Genomic DNA, 25,287 nt, shown 5'->3' with positions numbered 1-25,287 from the left:
ACTTCAAGGAGCCTGGAGACGACCATGAGTCACTTCTTAGATCGGCTGAATTTCTTCCGCAAGGCGCGCGAGCCCTTCGCCAACGAGCATGGCGAGGCCCGCGACGAGTCCCGGGGCTGGGAGGACGGCTACCGTCAGCGCTGGCAGCATGACAAGGTCGTGCGCAGCACCCATGGCGTGAACTGCACCGGCTCCTGCAGCTGGAAGATCTACGTCAAGAACGGCCTGGTCACCTGGGAGACCCAGCAGACCGATTACCCGCGCACCCGCCCGGACCTGCCCAACCACGAGCCGCGGGGCTGCCCGCGTGGCGCCAGCTACTCCTGGTACATGTACAGCGCCAACCGCCTCAAGTACCCGCTGGTCCGCAAGCCGCTGCTCAAGCTGTGGCGCGACGCCCTCAAGGAGAAGCCGGATCCGGTCGACGCCTGGGCCTCCATCGTCGAGGACCCGGCCAAGACCAAGCTGTACAAGCGTGCCCGCGGCATGGGCGGCTTCGTGCGGGCCAACTGGGACGAGCTCAACGAGCTGATCGCCGCCTCCAACGTCTACACCGCCAAGCAGTACGGCCCGGACCGCATCATCGGCTTCTCGCCGATTCCCGCCATGTCGATGGTCAGCTACGCCGCGGGCAGCCGCTACCTGTCGCTGATCGGCGGCGTCTGCATGAGCTTCTACGACTGGTACTGCGACCTGCCGCCGGCCAGCCCCCAGACCTGGGGCGAGCAGACCGACGTGCCCGAGTCCGCCGACTGGTACAACTCCGGCTACATCATCGCCTGGGGCTCCAACGTGCCCCAGACCCGTACCCCGGACGCCCACTTCTTCACCGAAGTGCGCTACAAGGGCACCAAGACCGTCTCCATCACCCCGGACTACGCCGAGGTCTCCAAGCTCACCGACGAATGGCTGTCGGTCAAGCAGGGCACCGACGCCGCCCTGGGCATGGCCATGGGCCACGTGATCCTCAAGGAGTTCCACCTCGACAACCCCAGCGCCTACTTCACCGAGTACGTGCGCAAGTACTCCGACATGCCCTTCCTGGTCGAGCTGGAAGCGCGCGAGGACGGCAGCTACGCGCCTGGCCGCCAGATGCGCGCGAGCGACTTCGACGCCAACATGGGCCAGGACAACAACCCCGAGTGGAAGACCGTGGCCTGGGACGAGACCCGCGACCAGCTGGTGGTGCCGCGCGGTTCCATCGGCTTCCGCTGGGGCGAGACCGGCGATGAAGTGGGCAAGTGGAACCTCGAGTCGCTCGATGCCGAAGGCACCGAGATCAAGCCGCTGCTGACTCTGGCCGAGCACCATGACGACGTGGCCCGGGTCGCCTTCCCCTACTTCGGCGGTATCATCCACGAACACTTCGACCACGTGGCCGGCAACGAGCTGCTGTTCCACAGCCTGCCCGCCAAGCGCCTGAAGAAGGCCGACGGCACTGAAATTCTCGCCGTCACCGTCTTCGACCTGATGTGCGCCAACTACGGCATCGACCGCGGCTTCGGAAAAGAGGGCGAGGACGACGGCGCCACTTCCTATGACCAGGTCCGCCCCTACACCCCGGCCTGGCAGGAGAAGATCACCGGCGTGCCCGCCGAGCAGGTCGCCCGCATCGCCCGTGAGTTCGCCGACAACGCCAACAAGACCCAGGGTCGTTCCATGATCATCGTCGGTGCGGCGATGAACCACTGGTACCACATGGACATGAACTACCGCGGCCTGATCAACATGCTGGTCATGTGCGGTTGTATCGGCCAGAGCGGCGGCGGCTGGGCCCACTACGTCGGCCAGGAGAAGCTGCGCCCGCAGACCGGCTGGACCCCGCTGGCCTTCGGCCTCGACTGGCAGCGCCCGCCGCGTCACATGAACTCCACCTCCTTCTTCTACAACCACTCTTCCCAGTGGCGCTACGAGAAGCTCGAGATCAAGGAGATCCTGTCGCCGCTGGCCAAGGCCGAGGACTACCCCGGCAGCCTGATCGACTTCAACGTGCGTTCCGAGCGCATGGGCTGGCTGCCCTCCGCGCCGCAGCTCGGTACCAACCCGCTGCGCCTGGCCAAGGCCGCGGAAGCCGCCGGCATGTCCACCAAGGACTACGCCGTACAGCAGCTCAAGAGCGGTGAGCTGGCGTTTGCCGCCGAGGATCCGGACAACGCCCAGAACTTCCCGCGCAACATGTTCATCTGGCGCTCCAACCTGCTGGGCAGCTCGGGCAAGGGCCACGAGTACATGCTCAAGTACCTGCTGGGCACCCGCCACGGCATCCAGGGCAAGGACCTGGGCGACTTCGGCGGCCAGAAGCCGCAGGAAGTGAAGTGGCACGACGAGGCGCCGGAAGGCAAGCTCGACCTGGTGGTCACGCTGGACTTCCGCATGTCCTCCACCTGCCTCTACTCGGACATCGTGCTGCCCACGGCCACCTGGTACGAGAAGGACGACCTCAATACCTCGGACATGCACCCCTTCATCCACCCGCTGACCGCGGCCACCGACCCGGCGTGGGAGTCGCGCAGCGACTGGGACATCTACAAGGGCATCGCCAAGGCCTTCTCCAAGGTCTGCGTGGGACACCTGGGCGAGGAGACCGACCTGGTCACCCTGCCGCACCAGCACGACTCCCCCGCCGAGCTGGCCCAGGTCGAGGTAAGGGACTGGAAGAAGGGCGAGTGCGAGATGATCCCCGGCAAGACCATGCCGGCGCTGATCGAGGTCAAGCGCAACTATCCCGAGACCTACGAGCGCTTCACCTCTGTGGGGCCGCTGCTGGAGAGCATCGGCAATGGCGGCAAGGGTATCGCCTGGAACACCGATAGCGAGGTCGAGCTGCTCGGCAAGCTCAACCACTGCAAGCTGGACGGACCGCACAAGGGACGCCCGCTGATCGAGACGGCCATCGATGCCGCCGAGATGATTCTGACCCTGGCGCCGGAGACCAACGGCCAGGTGGCGGTCAAGGCCTGGGACGCACTGTCCAAGATCACCGGCCGCGACCACACCCACCTGGCGAGGCCCAAGCAGGAAGAGAAGATCCGCTTCCGCGACGTGGTCGCCCAGCCGCGCAAGATCATCTCGAGCCCGACCTGGTCCGGCCTGGAGGACGAGCACGTCTCCTACAACGCCGGCTACACCAACGTCCACGAGATGATTCCGTGGCGCACCGTCAGCGGCCGCCAGCAGTTCTACCAGGATCACCCCTGGATGCGCGCCTTCGGCGAGAGCCTGCTGGTCTACCGTCCGCCGATCAACACCAAGACGGTTACCGGGTTCGACCTGCCCGAGGACAACGGCTATCCGACCAAGGCGCTGAACTGGATCACCCCGCACCAGAAGTGGGGCATCCACTCCACCTACAGCGACAACCTGCTGATGCTGACGCTGAACCGCGGCGGCCCGGTGGTGTGGATGTCGGAGACCGATGCCCAGGAGATCGGCATCGAGGACAACGACTGGATCGAGCTCTACAACGCCAACGGCGCCATCACCGCGCGGGCCATCGTCAGCCAGCGGGTCAAGGCCGGCATGGTGATGATGTACCACGCCCAGGAGCGCAACGTGAACGTGCCGGGCTCCGAGGTCACCAAGACCCGCGGCGGCATGCACAATTCCGTGACCCGGGTCTGCCCCAAGCCGACCCACATGATCGGCGGCTACGCCCAGCTCTCTTACAGCTTCAACTACTACGGAACCGTTGGCTCCAACCGCGATGAATTCGTCCTGATACGCAAGATGAAGAGAATCGACTGGCTCGACGGCGAAGGCAACGACAGCGTTCAGGAGGCCGTGAAATGAAGATTCGTTCCCAGGTAGGCATGGTCCTCAACCTCGACAAGTGCATCGGCTGTCACACCTGCTCGATCACCTGCAAGAACGTCTGGACCAGCCGTGAAGGCATGGAATACGCCTGGTTCAACAACGTCGAGACCAAGCCCGGCATCGGTTATCCGAAGGAGTGGGAGAACCAGAAGAAGTGGAAGGGTGGCTGGCTGCGTCGTGCCGATGGCAAGATCGAGCCCCGCATCGGCGGCAAGTGGCGGGTGCTGGCGAACATCTTCGCCAACCCCGACCTGCCCGAGCTCGACGACTACTACGAGCCGTTCGACTTCGACTACGAGCACCTGCATACCGCCAAGCAGGCCGATCACCAGCCGGTAGCGCGTCCGCGCTCGCTGGTCTCCGGCGAGCGCATGAAGAAGATCGAATGGGGTCCCAACTGGGAGGAGATCCTCGGCACCGAGTTCGCCAAGCGGCGCCTCGACTCCAACTTCGAGAAGATCCAGGCCGACATCTACGGCCAGTTCGAAAACACCTTCATGATGTACCTGCCGCGCCTGTGCGAGCACTGCCTCAATCCGACCTGCGTGGCCTCGTGCCCCAGTGGCGCGATCTACAAGCGGGAAGAGGACGGCATCGTCCTGATCGACCAGGACAAGTGCCGCGGCTGGCGGATGTGCATCTCCGGCTGCCCGTACAAGAAGATCTACTACAACTGGAAGACCGGCAAGTCCGAGAAGTGCATCTTCTGCTACCCGCGCATCGAGGCGGGCATGCCGACCATCTGCTCCGAGACCTGCGTGGGCCGCATCCGCTACCTCGGCGTGCTGCTCTATGACGCCGACCGCATCGAGGAAGTGGCGAGCTCGCCGGACGAGCGCGACCTCTACCACCGCCAGCGCGAGATCTTCCTGGACCCCAACGATCCGGAAGTGATCGCCCAGGCAAAAAAGGACGGCATCACCGACAACGTGATCAAGGCCGCCCAGGCGTCGCCGGTCTACAAGATGGCCATGGACTGGGGGCTGGCGCTGCCGCTGCACCCGGAATACCGCACCCTGCCGATGGTCTGGTACGTGCCGCCCCTGTCGCCGATCCAGTCCGCCGCCGAGGCCGGCCAGATCGAGTACGACGGCGTGCTGCCCAAGATCGAGTCGCTGCGCATCCCGGTGCGGTATCTCGCCAACATGCTCACCGCCGGTGAGGAAGAGCCCGTGGTACTGGCGCTCAAGCGGCTGATGGCCATGCGCGTCTTCATGCGCAACCGCCACGTGGAAGGCAAGCACGACACCGAGGTGCTCGACGCCGTGGGCCTCTCCGAGGCGCAGGTGGAGGAGATGTATCGCTACCTCGCCATCGCCAACTACGAGGATCGCTTCGTGATCCCCACCAGCCATCGCGAGATGGCCACCGAAGCCTTCCCCGAGCGCGGCGGCTGCGGCTTCAGCTTCGGCGACGGCTGCCACGGCGAGAGCAAGCCGAGCCTGTTCAACGGTCGTTCCCAGACCACCCCGCTGGTCAAGCCGGTGGACGTCTTCGATCCCAAGGCCACGGCCGGGAAGACGCCTGCCAAGGCCAAGGAGAAGCAACATGGCTGATGCCGCACTCCAGTTACCCCAGGCCGAGCTTGGCATGCGCAGCCTGCGCGTGCTGGCCCGCCTGCTGGACTATCCCACCGAGGCGCTCCAGGGCGCCGCGGGGGAGCTGATCGAAGTCATCGATGCCGAGCGTCGCCTGGGTGGGGCGCTTCGCAGCAGCCTGATGAGCTGGTGCCAGCGCATCAGTGAGGGCGACCTGCTGGAGCTCCAGTCCGAGTACGTGGCGCTGTTCGACAAGGGGCGCGCCCACTCGCTGCTGCTGTTCGAGCATGTCCACGGCGAATCCCGCGACCGTGGCCAGGCCATGGTCGACCTGATGAACGAGTACCAGGTAGCCGGCTTCGAGCTGGATGCCCGGGAGCTGCCGGACTACCTGCCGCTGTTCCTCGAGTACCTCTCCACCCGCAGCGAGGCCGAGATCGGCCGCTGGCTGGGCGAGATCCGCCATATCCTGGCGCTGCTGGCGGCCCGCCTGGAGGAGCGTGGCGCCGACCACGCCCTGGTGATGCGCGCCCTGCTGGCGATGATCGGCGCCGAGCAGGAGGTGGAAGCCCAGCGTGAGACCGTGGTGGGGGAGAGCCGTGATGACACCCCCGAGGCGCTGGATGCGGTGTGGGAAGAGGAGGCGGTGCGCTTTTCCGCCAAGTCCGATGAGGACTGCGCGCTGCAGTCCGCCGAGGGGCGTCGTCTGGCCGAGCGCAAGCGCGAGACCCAGAGCCAGCCGGTACGGATCATGTCACCCGGGGCGGATGCGCCTCGCGTGAGCGGTCGTTAACAGGAGAACTGTCATGTTTGACGCCATTTCCACCTATCTCAATCACCTGATCTACGGCTACTACCCGTACCTCGTCGGCACCGTCTTCCTGATCGGCAGCCTGATGCGCTACGACCATGGCCAGTTCACCTGGAAGACCGGTTCCAGCCAGATGCTGTCGTCGAAGAACATGCGCCTGGCCAGCAACCTGTTCCATGTCGGCATCATCGTGATCTTCTTCGGCCACCTGTTCGGCATGCTGACGCCGCACTGGATGTACGACCGGTTCCTGGACCCCGGCACCAAGCAGCTTCTCGCCATCGTGGTGGGCGGCATCGCCGGTGCCATGTGCGTGGTGGGCGGCGCCATGCTGCTGCATCGCCGCCTCACCAACGGCCGGGTTCGGGCCTCATCGAGCACCATGGATACCGCCATCCTCGGCCTGATCGTGTTCCAGGCGGCGCTGGGAATGGTCACCATCCTCTTCTCCCTGGGCCACATGGACGGCGAGATGATGGTCACCCTGGCCAGCTGGGCCCAGGCGATCGTCTTCTTCGGCGGCGGCGCTGCCTACTACATGGAAGAGGTCTCCTGGATCTACAAGCTGCACATCTTCGTCGGCCTGACCATCATCCTGCTGTTCCCGTTCTCGCGACTGGTGCATGTCTGGAGCGTGCCGTTCGGCTATGTGACGCGGCGCTACCAGCTGGTCCGCCGCCGGGGTTGAGCACAAGCTGGCTGCGCTCGGCTTCGCAATCTCGAAGTCTCCCGTGAGGGGCGCCGGAGGCAGGCCGAAGAGGAGGTCCTTCGCCATGGGTGAGGAGCACTGCTCCGAACGGGCTGACCATCGCTCGCTCAGCTTCGCGAATAATGGCACCACCGAGCGGGCCGGGGACAGGTGGACGAGGAGGTCTTTTTCCAGGGATGGAAAAAGTAGCGTCCAGGGAAGGATTCACAGCGCCTCCTCGTAAACCTGGTCCCCGGCTCTGCTCCGGCAAGATTATTGAGGTGAATGACATGCAAATGATCGAGATCGAACAGCTGCCGGGCCGCGTCACACCGCCGCCCATCAGGGTGGGCGGCAAGGCCATCGACGAGGAGAGCATCGCCCGGGAGATGCAGTACCACCCCGCGGCCAATGCCGGCGAGGCGCAGCTTCAGGCCGCCCGGGCCCTGGTGGTACGCGAGCTGCTGCTCCAGCGCGCCGCCGTGCTGGGCCTGGTGGCGGCCGACGAGGCCGAGGAAGGTGACAACGATGCCGCCATCGCCAGCCTGCTGGAGCAGGAGCTGGAGGTGCCGGAACCGTCGGAGGCCGACTGCCGGCGCTTTTTCGATGCCGCGCCGGAGCGCTTCAGCGAACCGACCCGGCTGGCGGTTCGCCACATCCTGCTGGCGGCGGCGCCGGACGATGCGCCGGCCCGCGACGCCCAGTACCGCCTGGGCGAGTCGCTGATCGCGGAGCTGGAGACCATTCCCGAGCGCTTCACCGAGTTCGCCATGCGCAACTCGGCGTGTCCGTCGAAAGAGGAGGGCGGCGAGCTGGGCTGGCTGGCGCCGGGACAGACCGTTGGTGAACTGGACCGTGCCCTGCAGCACCTCCCCGAAGGGCTCCACGAGCGGCCGCTGGCCTCGCGCTATGGCTGGCATGTGGTCCTGATCGATCAGCGTGCCGAGGGTCAGCCGCTGCCCTTCGAGCAGGTCGTCGACCGTGTGCGCCACAACCTGCGCGAGCAGGCCACGCGACGCGCCCTGCGCCACTACCTGCTGGCGCTGGAAGCCGAGGTGGGCGTCGAGGGGATCACCCTTGACGATGATGCCGCCGGCAGCCTGATGCAATAGGAGAGATTCCATGGCCCATGTTCACGCCGATACCCCCTTCGCACCGCTCGGCATCGCCGTGCTGACCGTCTCCGATACCCGTGGCTTCGACCGCGACGGCAGCGGCGACCTGCTCAGCGAGCGCTTGTCCGAGGCGGGCCATGCGCTGGTGGAGCGGCGCATCGTTCCCGACGATATCTACCGCATCCGCGCGGTCGTCTCGAAGTGGGTGGTACGCGAGGATATCCAGGTGATCCTGGTCAACGGGGGCACGGGATTCACCACTCGGGATACCACGCCGGAAGCGCTGACGCCGCTCTTCGACCGCTCGGTGGATGGCTACGGCGAGCTGTTCCGCCAGCTCTCCTTCGAGAGCATCGGTACCTCGACCGTCCAGTCGCGGGCGGTGGGTGGCGTGGCCAACCGCACGCTGATCTTCGCCATGCCCGGCTCGCCCAAGGCCTGTGCCACCGCCTGGGACGGCATTCTCGAAAGCCAGCTCGATGCGCGCACCCGGCCGTGCAATTTCGTCGCCATGGTCATGCCCGAGCAGCAGGCGTGTGGCTCTCGGGCGTTACCGAAAGTGCCTGACCATGGTCAAGGAGCGCGTGTATGAGCTGTGCCACTCTTGCCAAGGGCCTGCTCGACCTGGAGGTCGCCAGGGCGCGAATGATCGCCGCCGCCGAGCCGATCCGCGGCGAAGCGTTCGTGGCGCTCGACCAGGCCGTCGGCAGGGTGCTGTCGCGCGATCTGGCCGCCCGCCTGGACATGCCGAGCATCGACAACAGCGCGATGGACGGCTATGCCCTGTGCCTGGCGGAACTCGGTGAACGGGGCCTGGCGGAACTCGGCGAGCGGGGCCTGCCCGTCGTCCTGCGGGTGCCGGCGGGGGCCGCGGTCTCGGCCCTGCCCGAAGGGGGTTGCGCGCGTATCTTTACCGGTGCGCCGGTGCCGGAAGGTGCAGACTGCGTGATTCCCCAGGAGCGGGTCACGCTGGATGGCGAGGGCCGCATGCATATCAGCGGCGAGGCGAAACCGGGGGCCAACATTCGCCGCCGGGGCGAGGAGTACCGTGCCGGCGATGCGCTGCTGCCGTCGGGCGCAACCCTGAACCCAGCGGCCCTGGCCATGCTGGCGAGTCAAGGCATAGCCGAGGTGCCGGTACTGCCGCGCCTGACGGTGGCGCTGATTTCCACCGGCGACGAGCTGATCGAGCCCGGCGAGCCTTGCCTGGCGGGGCAGGTCTACAACAGCAATCGGGTGATGCTTCAAGCGTTGCTCGAGCAGCAGGGCTGCGAGGTGCTCGACCTGGGCATCATCGGCGATACGGCAGAGGCGCTGCACGAGGCCTTCGTGGTAAGTCGCGACAGCGCCGACCTGGTGATCTGCACCGGCGGCGTGTCGGTGGGGGAGGAGGATCATGTTCGCCCGGTGCTCGAGGCGCTGGGCGGGCTGCTGTTCCACGGCGTGGCGATCAAGCCGGGCAAGCCCTTCGCCTTCGGCTTCCTGGACGATGGGTCGCCGGCAGGGGTGCCGCTCATCGCGCTGCCGGGAAATCCGGTGGCCTCCCTGGTGGGGTGGCAGCTCCTGGCCAGGCCCTTCGTCCAGGGGCGCCAGGGGCGCACCATCGGGCCATTGCAGCAATTCAATGTTCGTGCCGGCTTCTCGCGGTGCGGCAACCAGGGCCGGCGTGAGCTGCTGCGGGTAGTGCTCGACTGGCAAGGTGGCCTTCCGGTAGCCTTTCTTGCAGGCGGGCAGGGGTCGCACATGCTGCGCGCAGCCAGCCAGGCACACGGCTATCTGATGATGGCCGCCGATACCGACGTGGAGGAAGGTCATGAATACCCCTATCTGCCTGCCGGACAGTTCGTCGACTGACCTGCTGTTCAAGCCCAAGCAGCTTCGCGAGCTGGTGAATGGTGTGCCCTGGCTGGGTGAGCTCGACGAAGACGAAGTGACCTCGCTGCTGGAGGACTCTGAGCTCCACGCGTTGAAGACCCGTGAATGGCTGTTTCGGCAGGATGCCCCGGCCCACTGGCTCTATATCGTCATCAATGGCGCCGTGCGCCTGGCGCGTTCCGCCGGCGACGGCCGCCTGGCTACCATCCGCTGCGTGGAGCGCGGCGGCACACTGGGCGAGCTGAGCATGGTCTCCAGTGCCGGCGTCTATCTCTACTCGGCGGAAGCGCTGCGTCGCACCCATGTGCTGGCCATACCGGCCCAGCGCTGTCGCGACATCATGGATCGCCAGCCCGCCTGCCGCGCCGAATTCATGAGCCGTCTGGCCCTGGAACTCACCGAGCGCCTCGAGGACCTGGCCCTGTTGACCCAGGCCGATGCCATGTCGCGGCTGGTCAGCTATATCCTGCGCCAGCTGCCCGCCGGTCGCTCGAGGTCGCCGCGGGTGGTGCGTCTCTCCATTCCCAAGCGCTGGCTCGCCGCCCAGCTCGCCATGACGCCGGAGACCCTCTCGCGGCTGCTGGCCAAGCTGCGCGATGGCGATGTCATCAGCATCGACCGCCAGCGCCTGGTGGTGCTCGACGAGCAGAAGCTGCGCGACGCCATGCTGGCCGACGACTGACGTCGCCGGCGCGGGGCGGCGTGTTGCAATGAGGGGGGGGAACCATGTCCCGAACCGCTAGAAAACCTCGCACCCTGGTCTACTCCTGTTCCGGCTGCTCCGACGTGGCGCAGCTGGCCAACGACGTCGCCCTGGCGCTCGACCACACCGGGGTGGCGGAGATGTCCTGCATCGCCGGCGTGGGCGGCGGCGTGCCCGGCCTGGTGAAGACCGCCCGCTCCGGGCGCCCCATCGTCGCCATCGACGGCTGTCAGATGCACTGTGTTACCCACTGCCTGGACAGGGCGGGCGTAGTCGCCACCCAACACGTCAAGCTCTACGAGCAGGGCTTTCGCAAGCGCCGCGGCCAGAGCTTCGACGACGAAACCGTCGTCGAAGTGGCCGAGCAGGTCGGCGAGCTGATCGCCCGGCTGCCGATGGATGCCGCGGCCCATGTCGAGGCAAGAGCCGAGACAAGAGCCGAGACAAGAGCCGGGGCAATAGCCGAGGAAAACCCATGAGCCTGACTGACGGCTTCGGTCGCACCGTTCGCTACGTTCGCCTGTCGGTCACCGACCGCTGCGACTTCCGCTGCGTCTACTGCATGGCCGAGGACATGACCTTCCTGCCTCGCGCCCAGGTGCTGACCCTGGAAGAGATGGCCACCTTGTCCAGGGCCTTCGTCGAGCTCGGCGTGGAGAAGATCCGCCTGACCGGCGGCGAACCGCTGGTGCGTCGCGGCCTGGCAGGGCTGGTGGCCGAGATCGGTGCCCTCGAGGGTCTGCGTGACTTCGCCATGACCACCAACGGTGCCGGCCTGGTCAAACACGCCCCGGCCCTGCGGCAAGGCGGCCTGAAGCGTCTCAATATCAGCCTCGACACCCTGGATTCCGACCGCTTCCGTGAACTGACCCGCACCGGCAGCCTGGACAAGGTCATCGATGGCATTCGTGCCGTCCGCGATGCCGGTTTCGAACGCATCAAGCTCAACGCCGTGATCCTCAAGGGGCGCAACGACGACGAAGTGCTCGACCTGGTCGCGTTTGCCCGTGCCGAAGGCGTGGATATCAGTTTCATCGAGGAGATGCCCCTGGGCCAGAGCATCGGCCACGACCGTGCCGAGACCTTCTGTTCCAGCGACGAGGTGCGTGCGCGTATCGAGTCGCGCCATGCCCTGGTGCCCACCACCGAGAACACCCTGGGGCCGTCGCGCTACTTCCGCATGGCCGACAGCGACTCGCGCATCGGCTTCATCTCACCTCACAGCCATAACTTCTGCGCTGCCTGCAACCGCGTGCGAGTCACCGCCGAGGGCCGCCTGCTGCTGTGCCTGGGCAACGAGCACTCGGTGGACCTGCGCGCGGTGATGCGCCGCCACCCCGGCGACCTCGAACGGCTCAAGGCCGCCATCGTCGCCGCCATGCAAAAAAAGCCCGAGCGGCACCACTTCACCACCGACGGCGAAGTGCAGGTGGTTCGCTTCATGAACATGACGGGAGGGTAAAGCGCTGAACCCGATCGCAAGCCATTGAGCCTGCGGCCGTGGCGGGCTAGCTTGGTGGGCAATGATCGCCCACCAGGAGACTCCCATGGCCGACCCGCACGACGAGCATGACCCCCACCTGTGGCTCGAGGAAGTCGAGGGCGAGCGCCCCCTGGCCTGGGTCGAGCAGCGCAACACCGATAGCCAGGCAAGGCTCGCCGATTCGCCCGGCTTCGCTGAGCTGCGCGCCGACCTTCAGGCGATCCTCGAGGCCGACGACCGCATCCCCTTCGTGGTCAAGCGTGGCGAGCACTTCTACAACTTCTGGCAGGACCGCGACCACCCCCGCGGGCTGTGGCGGCGCACCACCCCCGAGGAGTACCGCAAGGCGCGACCCGAGTGGGAGGTGCTGATCGACCTCGACGCGCTCAACGCCGAGGAGGGCGAGAACTGGGTGTGGCACGGTGCCCACTGTCTGCGCCCCACCTCGCCCGACGAACCCTGGCGCTACTGCCTGGTATCGCTCTCCCGCGGCGGCGCCGACGCCGATGTCAGCCGCGAGTTCGACCTGGTGGAAAAATGCTGGGTCCAGAATGGCTTTTATCGCCCCGAGGCCAAGGGCAGCCTGGGCTGGATCGACCGCGACACGGTCTACGTCCAGACCGACTTCGGCGAAGGCTCGATGACCCGCTCCGGCTACCCGCGCATCGTCAAGCAGTGGCGGCGCGGCACGCCGCTGGCCGAGGCCGAGACGATCTTCGAGGCCGAGCCCGACGACATGGCGGTGGGTGCCGCCCACGATTCCACGCCGGGCTTCGAGCGCGACTTCGTCAGCCGCGCCCGGGCCTTCTACGACAACGAGCTCTACCTGCGCGAGGCCGACGACACCCTGCGCCGCATCGAGGTGCCCAACTCGGCCCACAAGCAGGTGCATCGGGAGTGGCTGCTGGTGGAGCTCCGCGAGCCTTGGGCGCTCGACGACATCACCCATCCCGCCGGCGCCCTGCTGATCGCCGACTTCGACGCCTTCATGGCAGGCGAGCGCGACTTTCGCGTGCTGTTCACCCCCACCGAGCGCACCTCGCTCTCGGACGCCACCTGGACCCGTCATCACCTGATCCTCAACGTGCTCGACGACGTCAAGCATCGGCTCTACGTCATGACGCCGGAAGCGGGGCGGTGGCAGCCCGAGCCGCTGGCGGGCGCGCCGGCGCTGGGTAGCGTCAGCGTGAGCGCGGTAGACGACGAGGAGAGCGACGATGTCTTTCTCATCGTCAGCGACTACCTGACCCCGACCACGCTGCTGCACGGCCGGGTCGGCGAGTCACTGGAAGTCCTCAAGCAGGCCCCGGCGCTGTTCGATGCCGAGGGCCTCGAGGTGACCCAGCACTTCGTCACCAGCCAGGACGGCACGCCGGTGCCCTATTTCCAGGTGGCGCGGCGTGATCTCGAGCCGAGCGGCGATCATCCGACCCTGCTCTACGGCTACGGCGGTTTCGAGGTGCCGCTGCTGCCCGGCTACAGCCCCGGCGTGGGGCGCGCCTGGCTCAGCCGGGGCGGCGTCTACGTGGTGGCCAACATCCGCGGCGGCGGCGAGTACGGCCCGCGCTGGCACCAGGCGGCGCTGCGCGAGAAGCGCCACAAGGCCTTCGAGGATTTCGCTGCCGTGGCAGAAGATCTGATCGAGCGCGGCGTCACCTCGCCGCAGCGGATGGGCATCCAGGGTGGCTCCAACGGCGGCCTGCTGGTGGGTAACATGCTGACACGCTACCCGCAGCTGCTGGGCGCCGTGGTATGCCAGGTGCCGCTGCTCGACATGCGCCGCTATCACTTGCTGCTGGCCGGCGCCTCGTGGATGGCGGAGTACGGCGACCCCGACGGCGACGACTGGGATGCCTTCCTGCGCGATGTCTCGCCCTACCACAACCTCGACCCCGCGGCCGACTACCCGCCGCTATTGCTGATGACCAGCACCCGCGACGACCGCGTCCACCCGGGCCACGCACGCAAGATGATGGCGCGCATGCACGAGCAGGGGCACCAAGTGCTCTATTACGAGAATATCGAGGGCGGCCACGGCGGTGCGGCGGACAACCGTCAGCGCGCCCACATGCAGGCGCTGGCATTCAGCTTTCTCGGGCAGCAATTGATGGATGAAGGCTGAACTCTTAGCCTTGAATCCATTTGTTCTAGTTGTCTTATTCGGCGCTCAATTGGTTGCGCCATGATGATGCCGAAACTCCCATGTTGCGCACGCATAGTGCGCAACATGGGGGTTGTTGCATAAGCGTTTAACCTGGTGCAGGGCAATGTTTCCCTTATTCGAATCATGCAGATAAGTGCAAAGCCGTGCAGGATGGCACGCGCTCTGCAGATCAAAGGGTGAAGGTAATGACCGGATAGTACAAGTACAACCCACCCTGATCGGAGGTGCCTGGACATGAAGAACTGGAACCGACTTGTTGGCGGCTGTTTATTGGGCTCACTGCTCCTTGCCAGTGGCCACGCCCTGGCGGAGCGAATTTCCATCGGCATTGGCCACCAAAGCATGGTTACCAATACCGTGGCGGGCGGTATCGTGCTGGAGAAGCTTGGCCTTATCGAGAAATATCTACCAACGGATGGCGACTACGCCGACGCCGAATACGAGAGCATCTTTCGCGACTATGATTCGGGCCCACCCATCACCAATCAGATGATGGCCGGCAACCTGGAGTTCGGCGTGATGGGCGACTATCCGCTGATCGTCAACGGGGCCAGTTTCCAGGCCACCGGGCGCAACGAGACCCGCTTCATCGCCGTGACCGGCTATAACCGGCAGGGGACCGGCAACGGCATCGTGGTGCCGGTGGCCTCCGACGTCTACTCACTGGAGGAGCTGGCCGGCAAGCGCATCTCCACGCCGGTGGGCAGCGCTGCTTGGGGCATGACGCTCAAGGCACTGCGCGACGCGGGGTTGGACGGTGAGATCGCCATCGTTGACCAGAGTCCGCCGGTGGGCGTGGCCAACATTGCCGGCAACCGCATCGATGCGCATGCCGACTTCGGGCCCTGGTCGGAGGTGATGGAGTTCCGCGGCACCGGGCGCAAGATCTTCGACGGTAGCGAGGCGGGCGTGCCGACGTTCCATGGCATCGTGGTGCGCAAGGACTTCGCCGACCGTTATCCCGAGGTGGTCGACGCCGTGCTGGAAGCTACGTTGGAGGCACAGCAGTGGATCGAGGAGGATCCGATGCGCGCCGCAGTCCAGCTTAGCGAGTGGACCGGTGTGGCCAAGGAGGTGCTCTATCTCTACCTCAGCGACGGCGGTATCAGCACCATGGATGCCACCATCAAGTCGGAGTGGGTCGATGCGTTGCAGTACGACCATGCTTTGCTGCAGGACGAGCGCGATATTCCCGACCTCAACTTCGACGCCTGGGTCGATGACAGTTACATACGCCGTGCCTATGAGGCGTCTGGATTGGATTATGCCGCCGATCTTGAGCGCATGGTCACACCTGTTGCCGGCAATCCCGAGCTCAAGCCTGCACAGATATGGTTCGCCGATGATGGGGTCGTCGAGTATGACAGCATCGCTGATATGGTAACGGCTTTTCGTGACGCCAGTGGCGAAGGCCAGGAAGTATATGCCACCTATGTCTATGATCATCACAGCGGGATCAAGATGTTCGGCAAGGCAGCCTTTCTTTCTGAAACGCCCGATGGCGAAGTCGTGGCATTCATGAAGCGTGCCGATTCTGAAGCATATATGGCCGATAATGGCGGCAGGATGATTGCCTTGTCCGCTTCCGGTGAGGAAGCTCTTGCCATGACGAATTGACTCAAAGACCTTCAGATATCTGGTTTATGAGTTCCAGGGGCACGGTTTCTACCGTGCCCCGTTTTTTTCTTTTTCATTTTCCGATTCCTGCCTTGGATCTTCAAGTCGGCTATCGATTTTTCGGAGCGACTTGTACTACTTGTTATAAGTTCTTCGTCTTCATGAGGCGAAGATCGCTTCAAGCTGGCGCCACTCAATGACGATATGCACCATGCGGGCGCGCTGATGAATCCGCCAAGAGTTCGTTTCCAATATGGCGGTAAAGTAAAAATTCCTTTTGGATTAAATCCTTGGAAAGGCTTTGGGGGATATTGGCACGGCTGATGCAACTTACTGGGTAGATGACATGACTTGTTAGTACAAGCTTCACTCCCGGCAACGGCCACAGAATAAGAGCCGGATTCACTACCCACAGCGTAGCGTTGACACGCTCCCGTGACGAAAGGTGACCCCATGAGCTTGAACCCTAAGCCCCACCCACCACTCTCAGAGGCTGTATTGTCTGGCCCGCTGGAATCTTCCGAGCGACCCTCGATCGAGGCCAGCCCTGTTACAGCGACGCCTGCCGGCACGCAGCTCGGTGAATCCCGGAGTTACCTGCCCACGAACTGGGATCGCTACCTGGTGCGTATCGGCGCGCTGTTGGTGGCGGCCCTCGGCTGGCATCTCGCCTCGACCTACGGCTTCGACTTCTTCGTGCGCTTCGAGAACGTGCCGGGGCCGCTGATAGTGGGGGCAGAGTTCCTGGCCCAGGCTTCGAGCCAGGAGTTCTACGTTCATATTCTCCATAGCATGCAGCGTATCGCCATGGCGTACGGTCTTGCCGTGGTGATCGGTGTGGTACTGGGGGTAATGATGGGGCGCTCGCGCTTCGCCGAGGACGTCATCCTGCCCTACATCGAGATCCTGAGGCCGATCCCGGCGGTGGCCTGGATTCCGCTGGCGATCCTGATGATGCCCAGCGAACAGTCGAGCATCGTCTTCATCACCTTTCTCGGCGCGCTGTTCCCCATCGTGATCAACACCGTGCACGGTGTCGACCAGACCCCCAAGATGCTGGTCCGCGCAGCCCGTAGCCTGGGGGCGAGCAACGCCGCCATTCTCTGGCACGTGGTGCTTCCCGGCGCGCTGCCGAGCATTGTCGCGGGGCTCGCCATCGGCATGGGCGTGGCATGGTTCTCACTATTGGCTGGCGAGATCATCAGCGGCCAGTACGGCATCGGCTACTTCACCTGGTCGGCCTACACCCTGGTCGAATACCCCAAGATCATCATTGGCATGCTGGTCATCGGCGGGCTGGGTTCGCTGTGCACCCTGCTGGTCCGCAAGGCATGTTCGCCGCTGCTGCGCTGGCAGACCGAGGGGGCCAAGTCATGATGACCACGACCCGACTCAACCGCGCCGCTGTCGTCGAGCACCCTCACAGCTACCGTCCGCGCACGGTGGGGGGGAAGGGCAGGATCAGCGTGCGCGACATGGATATCGTCTTTGCCACCACCAATGGCCCCCACCTCGCGGTGGAAGACGCCAGCCTCGAAATCCAGCCGGGCGAGTTCGTCTCGCTGCTGGGCCCCTCCGGCTGCGGCAAGTCGACCCTGATGAACAGCGTGGCCGGCTTCGTCAAACCGGCCCGGGGCGAAGTGTTGCTCGATGGTCAGGCGGTTGCCAAGCCAGGGCCCGACCGCGGCATGGTCTTTCAGCAGCATTCGCTGTTTCCGTGGAAGACGGTGAAACAGAACGTCGCCTTCGGCCCGCTGATGGCGGGTGTGAGTTCGCGGGAGGCCGACAGCGTGGCGAGCACCTTTCTCTCACTGGTAGGGCTGTCGCGCTATGCCAACGCCTATCCCTCCACGCTCTCCGGTGGCATGCAGCAGCGTGTGGGGATCGCCCGGGCACTGGCCAACTATCCCAGCGTTCTGCTGATGGATGAACCCTTCGGGGCGCTGGATGCCCAGACCCGCAGCATGATGCAGGAGAACCTGCTCGAGATCTGGAGCGAGTTCAAGAACACGGTGCTGTTCGTCACCCATGACATCGACGAAGCGGTGTTCCTCTCCGACCGCATCGTGGTCATGAGCGCGAGCCCGGGGCGAATCATCGCCGACATACCCGTGCGGTTGCCGCGCCCGCGTACTCAGGAACTGCTGACCACGGCAGCGTTCATGGTGGTCAAGCGCGAGTGTTTGGCATTGATCCGCGAGCAGACGCTGCGCGCCTTCGAGCAGCAGAACCAGGCGAGCTAAACCGGAGTTCGGCATGCCCTTGTCGTTCACACGACATGACATGTCATGACAAGAGGCAACGACCATGAAGAGCCAGGAACTCAAGCTACAACCGGGCGACTCGCCACAGCCGCTCTACGTGCAGATCCGCGACACCCTGCGTCGCAACATCCTCGAGGGCGGCTACTCGCCCCATGAGCGGCTGCCGTCGGAAAACGCGCTGATGAAGAGCTTTGGCGTGAGCCGCATCACCATTCGCCAGGCCCTGCGCGACCTGCACAACGAGGGGCTGGTGTTTTCTGCCCAGGGCAAGGGCACCTTCGTCAGCAAGCCCAAGGCAGTGCAGAACGTGCAGCGCCTGCAGGGCTTCGGCGAGGCGATGGCGGCGCAAGGCTATGAAGCCACCGCTCGGCTGCTGTCGATCCAGGAGTGCAAGCCGGGCAAGGCGGTGGCCGCCGCACTCGGGCTGCGCTCCGGGGACGCCGTGGTGGAGGTGAAGCGGGTGCGCTACCTCAACCGCGAGCCGGTCTCGCTGGAGAGCAGCTACTTCCCCATGGACATCGGCCGGCGGCTGTTCGGTCAGGATCTCTCCGGCGACATCTTCCCGATGTTGGAGAACCGTTTTGCCATTCTCTTGGGCGCGGCGGATATCGCCATCGACTCCACCCTCTGCGACGAGGAAACCCAGCAGCATCTCTACCTCAGGATGGGTGAGCCCGTTCTGCGCGTCGAGCGGCTGACCTATGACCGGGCCGGTCGGCCGGTCGACTTCGAGTACCTCTGCTTTCGCGGGGACGCCTTCAAATACCAATTCCGAGTGGATCGGAAATCGGAGGAATCATGAACGTAAGCAACATTCCCGTCATCGACACCGACGTGCTGGTCATTGGCGGCGGAACCGCCGGCCCCATGGCGGCCGTCACCGCCAAGGAGCAGGACCCGAGCCTCAAGGTCATGCTGCTGGAGAAGGCCAACGTCAAGCGCAGCGGCGCCATCTCCATGGGCATGGACGGGCTCAACAACGCCATCGTCCCCGGCCATTCGACGCCTGAGCAGTACGTCAAGGAGATCACTATCGCCAACGACGGTATCGTCCACCAGCCGGCACTGATGGCCTATGCCCAGCGCTCCTTCCCGATGATCGAGAAGCTCGACTCCTGGGGGGTGCACTTCCAGAAGGATGAGACCGGCGACTACGACATGAAGAAGGTCCACCACCTCGGCACCTACGTGCTGCCGATGCCGGAGGGCCACAACGTCAAGAAGATCCTCTACCGTCGCCTGCGTCGCAACCGGGTGCAGATAGAGAACCGCTACCAGGCCACCCGCCTGCTCAAGGACGCCGATGGCCGCATCGCCGGAATGGTCGGCGTCAATACCCGCACCGCGGAGCCGATCATCATCCGCGCCAAGGCGGTGATCATGGCCACCGGGGCCGCCGGACGCATCGGCCTGCCGACCTCGGGCTACCTGTTCGGTACCTACGAGAACCCCGCCAACAACGGCGATGGCCACGCCATGGCCTATCACGTCGGAGCGGACCTGGCGAACCTCGAGTGCTTCCAGATCAATCCGCTGCTCAAGGACTACAACGGCCCGGCCTGTGCCTACGTGACAGGCCCGCTCGGCGGTTTCACCGCCAATTCCCAGGGCGAGCGTTTCATCGAGTGCGACTACTGGTCGGGCCAGATGATGCTGGAGTTCTTCAAGGAGCTGGAGGGTGGCAATGGCCCGGTGTTCCTCAAGCTCGATCACCTGGCCGAGGAAACGATCCAGGAGATCGAGACCGTCCTGCACACCAATGAGCGGCCCTCGCGCGGTCGTTTTCACGACGGCCGTGAGACCAACTACCGCCAGAACATGGTGGAGATGCACATCTCCGAGGTCGGCTTTTGCTCGGGACACTCCGCTTCGGGCGTGTGGGTCGACGAGACCGGAGCCACTACCGTGCCGGGCCTTTTCGGGGCTGGCGACATGGCCTCGGTGGCCCATGCCTACATGCTCGGCGCCTTCGTCTACGGCCAGATCTGCGGTGAGAGTGCGGCTGCCTTCGCCAAGGAGCGCGACCTGCCGGCCCTCGACGAGGCTTTCATCGCCGCGGAGCTCGAACGCATCCAGGCGCCGCTCAAGGTGGCCGATGGCATCCCTCCGTCGCAGATGGAGTACAAGGTGCGCCGCCTGGTCAACGACTACCTGCAGCCGCCCAAGGTGACCAAGAAGATGGAGATTGGCCTGCAGCGCATTCTCGCCGTGCGTGATGACCTGCACCTCCTGCAGGCCACCGACCCCCACGAGCTGCTGCGTGCGCTGGAAGTGCACTCGATCATCGACTGCGCCGAGATGGCCGCCCGCGCCTCGCTCTATCGCACCGAGTCGCGCTGGGGGCTCTACCACTATCGCGTCGACTGCCCGGAGCAGAACGATGCCGACTGGTTCTGCCATACCCGTCTGTACAAGGACGAGAACGGCAACATGGCCCACGGCAAGCGCCCGGTGGCGCCCTACATCGTCGAGCTCGGCGAGGAGAAGGACGCCTACCAGAAGCTGCGTGTGCAGAAGGCCGCCAACGCCTGAGACCCCAAGGCGCGAACAACCGAATTCGAGGAGAGGAAACCATGCCGACTGCAACGCAACGCACCAGCGTCCCGGTGATCGTCGACGAGGACAAGTGCATCGCCGACAAGGGCTGCACCGTGTGCATCGACGTCTGCCCGCTCGACGTGCTGTGGATCAATCCGGCCACCGGCAAGGCGCATATGCGCTACGACGAATGCTGGTACTGCATGCCCTGCGAGGCCGACTGTCCGACCGATGCCGTCAAGGTCGAAATCCCCTATCTGCTGAGGTGAGCCATGAAACGCTACGACGATCCCGAGCTGCAGGACATCGCCGACAAGCTCACCGACCCGGACCCCGGCATTCGCCGCGTCGCGGTGCTGGCGCTGGTCGATTCGGGCGAGCCCGAGGCCGCCGAGCTGTTGATCCAGGCACTCAAGGACGATGACGCCGCGGTGCGCCAGGAAGCGGCCAAGGTGGTCGATGAGTTCGATGCCGAAGATATCGCCGACTCGCTGCTGGCGGCATTGAGCGATGGCGACGAGGTGGTGCGCAACGCCGCCGCCCACGCCCTGGCCGACCTCAAGGACCCCAACGTCGCACCGCCGCTGCTCGCCGCACTGGAGCGCAGCGACGATCCCTTCGTGGTGGCCGGCATCCTGCGGGCGCTCAAGCCGCTGCGCGTTGTGGCAGCCCAGACCCCGGCGCTGCAGCGCCTGAGCGATGAGGATGCCCGCGTTCGCCGCGAGGCGGTGGGCGTGCTCGGCTGGCTCAAGGCCGAGGAAAACCTGCCGGCACTGATCGACCGCGCCAAGTGCGATGCCGACCCCGAGGTGCGCCGCGCCGCGGCCGGCTCCCTGGTCTATGCGGCGCGTGAGCGGGTGGGGCCACCGCTGGTGACGATCCTTGGCGATCCGCACTGGCAGGTGCGCTGCGAGGCTGCCATCGGCATCGGCAAGCTCGACTACCAGGCCGGGCTCGAGTCGCTGATCGTTGCCAGCCGCGACGCTACCTGGCAGGTGCGTGAGAAAGCCGCCGAGGCCATGGGCAAGCTGCGCGTAGTGGCAGCCGTACCGGCGCTGGGTGAGTGCGCCCGGGACCCCATGAGCAATTTGCGCAAGGCGGCCATCGGCGCGCTCGGCGCCATCGCCGAGCCGGAGTGCCGCCCGTTCATCGAGCTGGCTCTCGACGATCCGGATCCGGACGTGCGCAAGCTGGCGCGCTGGGCGCAGTCGCAGCTCGACAACGCTGCCTGAACCAGCTTTCGCCCGGAATTGGCATGAAACGCTTCGCATGATGGCCAGGTGGCACGCTGCCTGGCCGGACCCCGCTGCGTGCTTGAGGAGATAAGACCATGACTTACGTCGTCACAGAAAACTGCATCCGCTGCAAATACACCGACTGCGTCGAGGTATGCCCGGTGGACTGCTTCCACGAAGGGCCCAACTTCCTCGTCATCGACCCGGTGGAGTGCATCGACTGCTCCCTGTGCGTGCCGGAGTGTCCGGCGGATGCGATCTATGCCGACGACCAACTGCCGCCAGATCAGGCGCACTTCCTCGAGATCAACGCCGAACTCGCCCAGGTGTGGCCGGTGATCCGTGAGACCCGCCTGCCGCTGGGGGAGGCCGACGTCTGGGTCGATCGGGGGGAGAAGCTGCAGTACCTGGAGCGTTGAGGCATGCGCCAACTTGTCATGACGAGTTGCCGCGTACGTTTCGCGCTGCTGGTCGTCGTGCTGGGCGCCAGCGTCAATGACAGCGCCCGGCCGATGGTCGACGTGACCGTTCCCGCCCCGCTCGCGGAGGTGCCGATGCTGTGCCTGCGCGACCGGCTGCCCCTTGTTTCACGAATATAAGTTTCACGGATATAAGTCTCACGGATCTGACACCAGGAGGTCGCCATGACTGCCATTGCCAACTCACCGGAAGATTCTCGTCACACCATCGCCCCGCCCGACGGCCTTCACCTGAACCGTCGCACGCGGGAGGTGGAGATCCGCTGGCCGGATGGCCGCACGGACAGGCTCTCCTGCCTGGCGCTGCGGGCCGCCTGTGCCTGCTCCAGCTGCCTGCATGCCAAGCGCAGCGGCCGCCTGGCGCTGTACGACGCCGACATCACCGTGGTCGACGCCAAGCCCTTCGGTGTCAGCGGCCTGCAGCTGTTCTTCTCCGACGGCCACAGCCGCGGCGTCTTTCCCTGGGCCTACCTGCGCGAACTGGGCGAGACGGTGTAATGAGCGCCCCCGTTCCGCTCGCATTGGCGCCGTCCTGGGCCGCGCTCAAGCACCTCTATCCCGGGGTGGCCTTGTGTGGCGTGCTGGCGCTGGCCGGGAGTTTCCTGGCCGAGCATTACGGCGCCCCGGCGCTGCTGCTCGCCCTGCTTCTGGGCTTCGGCTTCTCTGGCCAGGCCGGAGAGGCACGCCTGCAGCCCGGGATCGGCTTCTGCGCGCGGCGTGTGCTGCGCCTGGGTGTCGCCCTGCTCGGGGCTCGCATCGGCCTCGCCCAGTTGCAGGAAGTCGGCTGGCTGCCGCTGGCGGTGGTGCTTACCAGCGTACCGCTGACCATCGGCGCGGCGCTGTGGCTGGGCCGCTGGCTAGGGTTGCCGACGTTGCACAGCCTGGTGGCCGGCGCAGCGGTGGCGATCTGCGGCGTATCGGCGGCGGTAGCGGTGGCTGCCGTGCTGCCCGCCGGGCGCCTCGAGGAGCGCCGCCTGCTCGGCGTGGTGGTGTGCGTCACGGCGCTGGGCACCGCCGCCATGCTTGGCCTGCCGCCACTGACCGCGCTGCTCGGCTATGGCGATGTCGCCAGCGGCCTGTTCCTCGGCGCCACCATTCACGACGTGGCCCAGGCGGCGGGGGCGGGCTATCTCGTCTCGGATGCCGCCGGCGACGTGGCGACGCTGACCAAGCTGCTGCGCGTGGCTCTGCTCGTCCCGCTGGTGCTGCTGCTCGGCGTGCTGCTGCGGCGCGGCGAGAGCGGCACCGGCGAATTCCCCTGGTTCCTGCTCGGCTTCGTGGCGTTGTTCGCTGCCAACAGCCTGGGGCTACTGACGCCGGGGCTGAGGGAGCTAATGATCAGTGCCTCCCAGTGGTGCCTGCTGGTGACCATGGCGGCGCTGGGCATGCGTACCTCGGTGCGCGACCTGCTGGGCCAGGGTTGGCGCCCGCTGTCGCTGCTCTGTGCCCTGAGCGCCGGGCTGGCACTGACGGTAGTGGGTCTACTGGCGCTGCTGCCGGTGGCCTGAATTCAACGACAAGCCTTTACCCCCGCATCGCTTCGATGCATGACGACTGGAGGAAAGCCCATGGCTGCTGCTATCGGAACCGCCGACGTACTGAGCGTCCACCACTGGAACGACACCCTGTTCAGCTTCCGCACCACCCGCGACCAGGCGCTGCGCTTCGAGAACGGTCACTTCGTGATGATCGGCCTCGAGGTTGCGGGCAAGCCGCTGATGCGTGCCTACAGCATCGTCAGCGCCAACCACGACGACTACCTCGAGTTCCTGAGCATCAAGGTGCCCGACGGCCCGCTCACCTCGCGCCTGCAGCACCTCAAGGAGGGCGACCAGATCATGGTGAGCCGCAAGCCGGTGGGTACCCTGGTGGTCCATGACCTGACCCCGGCCAAGCATCTCTACCTGCTCAGCACGGGCACTGGCCTGGCGCCCTTCATGAGCATCATCAAGGACCCGGAGGTCTACGAGCGCTTCGACAAGGTCGTGCTGGTGCATTGCGTGCGTTACGCCAGCGAGCTGGCCTATCACGACCACATCACACGGGAGCTTCCCGAGCATGAATTTCTCGGCGAGGCGATCCGCGACAAGCTGATCTACTACCCCACGGTGACCCGCGAGCCGTTCCGCCACCAGGGACGCATCACGTCGCTGATCGAGAGCGGCAAGCTGTGCGCCGACATCGGCCTGCCCCAGCTCAACCGCGAGAGCGACCGGGTGATGCTGTGCGGCAGCCCCGGCATGCTCGACGACCTTACCGCCATGCTCGACGACCTGGGCTTCGAGGCCAGCCCACAGCAGGGCGAGCCGGGGGATTACGTGATCGAGCGGGCCTTCGTCGAAAAGTGAGTGACAGCCAGGAGAGAACCATGAAGATCCTCGTCGCGGTCAAACGCGTCATCGACTACAACGTCAAGATCCGCGTCAAGGCGGATCATTCCGACGTTGACCTCACCAACGTCAAGATGGCCATGAACCCCTTCTGCGAGATCGCCGTGGAAGAGGCGGTGCGGCTGAAGGGAAATGGCGTGGCCACTGAGGTCGTGGCAGTAACCATCGGCCCCAAGGCCGCCCAGGAGCAGCTGCGTACCGCCCTGGCGTTGGGCGCCGACCGTGCCATTCATGTCGAAACCGATGAGCGCGTCGAGTCGCTGGCCGTGGCCAAGCTGCTGGCCAAGGTGGTCGAGGAGGAGCAGCCGGGTCTCACGATCCTCGGCAAGCAGGCCATCGACACCGATAACAACCAGACCGGCCAGATGCTGGCCGCACTCGCCGGCCTGCCCCAGGCCACCTTCGCCTCGGAAGTCGTGGTCGACGGAGACAAGCTGCAGGTGACCCGTGAGATTGACGGCGGCCTGCAGACCGTCGAGCTGACCCTGCCGGCTATCGTCACCACCGACCTGCGCCTCAACGAGCCGCGCTACGCCAAGCTGCCCGACATCATGAAGGCCAAGAAGAAGCCCAT

Annotated in this window: 24 protein-coding genes; all 24 read left to right on the top strand. The window is 65.4% G+C overall.

The window, feature by feature from the left end; genetic code table 11:
- Positions 1 to 24: 24 nt before the first annotated feature.
- Positions 25 to 3,789 (top strand): nitrate reductase subunit alpha, encoded by a 3,765-nt coding sequence (locus tag LY622_RS01090; protein WP_234289202.1) that lies wholly within the window; start codon positions 25 to 27, stop codon positions 3,787 to 3,789.
- Positions 3,786 to 5,369: a nitrate reductase subunit beta gene (gene narH, locus LY622_RS01085; protein ID WP_234289201.1), complete on the top strand. Its 1,584-nt coding sequence runs from the start codon at positions 3,786 to 3,788 to the stop codon at positions 5,367 to 5,369. Before LY622_RS01090 ends, narH begins: the two co-directional genes overlap by 4 nt.
- Positions 5,362 to 6,144, top strand: coding sequence for a nitrate reductase molybdenum cofactor assembly chaperone (gene narJ / locus LY622_RS01080; protein ID WP_234289200.1), 783 nt, complete (start codon positions 5,362 to 5,364; stop codon positions 6,142 to 6,144). The genes narH and narJ overlap by 8 nt, the downstream gene beginning before the upstream one ends.
- Positions 6,145 to 6,157: 13 nt before the next feature.
- Complete coding sequence (narI, locus tag LY622_RS01075) at positions 6,158 to 6,850, top strand: respiratory nitrate reductase subunit gamma (protein ID WP_234289199.1); 693 nt, start codon at positions 6,158 to 6,160, stop codon at positions 6,848 to 6,850.
- A 290-nt stretch (positions 6,851 to 7,140) separates the two neighbouring features.
- Complete coding sequence (locus tag LY622_RS01070) at positions 7,141 to 7,962, top strand: peptidylprolyl isomerase (protein ID WP_234289198.1); 822 nt, start codon at positions 7,141 to 7,143, stop codon at positions 7,960 to 7,962.
- Positions 7,963 to 7,972: 10 nt separating this feature from the next.
- Positions 7,973 to 8,557, top strand: coding sequence for a molybdenum cofactor biosynthesis protein B (gene moaB / locus LY622_RS01065; protein ID WP_234289197.1), 585 nt, complete (start codon positions 7,973 to 7,975; stop codon positions 8,555 to 8,557).
- The gene (locus LY622_RS01060; RefSeq protein WP_234289196.1) at positions 8,554 to 9,819 is read left to right on the top strand and encodes a molybdopterin molybdotransferase MoeA; all 1,266 of its coding nucleotides are present in this window, start codon (positions 8,554 to 8,556) and stop codon (positions 9,817 to 9,819) included. Before moaB ends, LY622_RS01060 begins: the two co-directional genes overlap by 4 nt.
- Positions 9,779 to 10,522, top strand: coding sequence for a Crp/Fnr family transcriptional regulator (locus LY622_RS01055; RefSeq protein ID WP_234289195.1), 744 nt, complete (start codon positions 9,779 to 9,781; stop codon positions 10,520 to 10,522). The genes LY622_RS01060 and LY622_RS01055 overlap by 41 nt, the downstream gene beginning before the upstream one ends.
- A gap of 44 nt (positions 10,523 to 10,566) precedes the next feature.
- Positions 10,567 to 11,022 (top strand): putative zinc-binding protein, encoded by a 456-nt coding sequence (locus LY622_RS01050; RefSeq protein ID WP_234289194.1) that lies wholly within the window; start codon positions 10,567 to 10,569, stop codon positions 11,020 to 11,022.
- Positions 11,019 to 12,005, top strand: coding sequence for a GTP 3',8-cyclase MoaA (gene moaA, locus LY622_RS01045; RefSeq protein ID WP_234289193.1), 987 nt, complete (start codon positions 11,019 to 11,021; stop codon positions 12,003 to 12,005). Before LY622_RS01050 ends, moaA begins: the two co-directional genes overlap by 4 nt.
- Before the next feature lie 85 nt (positions 12,006 to 12,090).
- Positions 12,091 to 14,148 (top strand): prolyl oligopeptidase family serine peptidase, encoded by a 2,058-nt coding sequence (locus LY622_RS01040; RefSeq protein ID WP_234289192.1) that lies wholly within the window; start codon positions 12,091 to 12,093, stop codon positions 14,146 to 14,148.
- 276 nt (positions 14,149 to 14,424) lie between these two features.
- Positions 14,425 to 15,807 (top strand): ABC transporter substrate-binding protein, encoded by a 1,383-nt coding sequence (locus LY622_RS01035; RefSeq protein ID WP_234289191.1) that lies wholly within the window; start codon positions 14,425 to 14,427, stop codon positions 15,805 to 15,807.
- A gap of 453 nt (positions 15,808 to 16,260) precedes the next feature.
- Positions 16,261 to 17,184 carry an ABC transporter permease gene (locus LY622_RS01030; RefSeq protein ID WP_234289190.1) on the top strand — a complete coding sequence of 308 codons (924 nt, stop codon included), beginning with the start codon at positions 16,261 to 16,263 and terminating at the stop codon, positions 17,182 to 17,184.
- Complete coding sequence (locus LY622_RS01025) at positions 17,181 to 18,050, top strand: ABC transporter ATP-binding protein (RefSeq protein WP_234289189.1); 870 nt, start codon at positions 17,181 to 17,183, stop codon at positions 18,048 to 18,050. Before LY622_RS01030 ends, LY622_RS01025 begins: the two co-directional genes overlap by 4 nt.
- A gap of 64 nt (positions 18,051 to 18,114) precedes the next feature.
- Positions 18,115 to 18,873 (top strand): GntR family transcriptional regulator, encoded by a 759-nt coding sequence (locus LY622_RS01020; protein ID WP_234289188.1) that lies wholly within the window; start codon positions 18,115 to 18,117, stop codon positions 18,871 to 18,873.
- A complete protein-coding gene (locus tag LY622_RS01015) occupies positions 18,870 to 20,603 on the top strand; it encodes a fumarate reductase/succinate dehydrogenase flavoprotein subunit (RefSeq protein ID WP_234289187.1) in 1,734 nt (577 codons plus the stop codon). The genes LY622_RS01020 and LY622_RS01015 overlap by 4 nt, the downstream gene beginning before the upstream one ends.
- A gap of 41 nt (positions 20,604 to 20,644) precedes the next feature.
- Complete coding sequence (locus LY622_RS01010) at positions 20,645 to 20,878, top strand: 4Fe-4S dicluster domain-containing protein (protein WP_086509551.1); 234 nt, start codon at positions 20,645 to 20,647, stop codon at positions 20,876 to 20,878.
- A 3-nt stretch (positions 20,879 to 20,881) separates the two neighbouring features.
- The gene (locus tag LY622_RS01005; protein WP_234289186.1) at positions 20,882 to 21,841 is read left to right on the top strand and encodes a HEAT repeat domain-containing protein; all 960 of its coding nucleotides are present in this window, start codon (positions 20,882 to 20,884) and stop codon (positions 21,839 to 21,841) included.
- Positions 21,842 to 21,939: 98 nt separating this feature from the next.
- Positions 21,940 to 22,263, top strand: a complete 324-nt coding sequence (gene fdxA, locus LY622_RS01000) for a ferredoxin FdxA (protein ID WP_234289185.1) — start codon at positions 21,940 to 21,942, stop codon at positions 22,261 to 22,263.
- Between the two features lie 3 nt (positions 22,264 to 22,266).
- Entirely contained in the window at positions 22,267 to 22,443 is a 177-nt protein-coding gene (locus tag LY622_RS00995) for a hypothetical protein (protein WP_234289184.1), read from the top strand.
- Between the two features lie 45 nt (positions 22,444 to 22,488).
- Positions 22,489 to 22,821: a DUF971 domain-containing protein gene (locus tag LY622_RS00990; RefSeq protein ID WP_234289183.1), complete on the top strand. Its 333-nt coding sequence runs from the start codon at positions 22,489 to 22,491 to the stop codon at positions 22,819 to 22,821.
- Positions 22,821 to 23,831: a YeiH family protein gene (locus LY622_RS00985; RefSeq protein WP_234289182.1), complete on the top strand. Its 1,011-nt coding sequence runs from the start codon at positions 22,821 to 22,823 to the stop codon at positions 23,829 to 23,831. The genes LY622_RS00990 and LY622_RS00985 overlap by 1 nt, the downstream gene beginning before the upstream one ends.
- A gap of 60 nt (positions 23,832 to 23,891) precedes the next feature.
- Positions 23,892 to 24,671 carry a ferredoxin--NADP reductase gene (locus LY622_RS00980; RefSeq protein ID WP_234289181.1) on the top strand — a complete coding sequence of 260 codons (780 nt, stop codon included), beginning with the start codon at positions 23,892 to 23,894 and terminating at the stop codon, positions 24,669 to 24,671.
- 20 nt (positions 24,672 to 24,691) lie between these two features.
- Positions 24,692 to 25,287: electron transfer flavoprotein subunit beta/FixA family protein (locus tag LY622_RS00975; RefSeq protein WP_234289180.1), on the top strand; the 596-nt coding region annotated here is incomplete at its 3' end.

The sequence above is a fragment of the Halomonas alkalisoli genome, from assembly GCF_021412585.1.
GTDB classification, from domain to species: Bacteria; Pseudomonadota; Gammaproteobacteria; order Pseudomonadales; family Halomonadaceae; genus Halomonas; species Halomonas alkalisoli.
The sequence above is the reverse complement of the archived record's forward strand: the minus strand, read 5'-3'. Positions and strand labels throughout refer to the sequence as shown.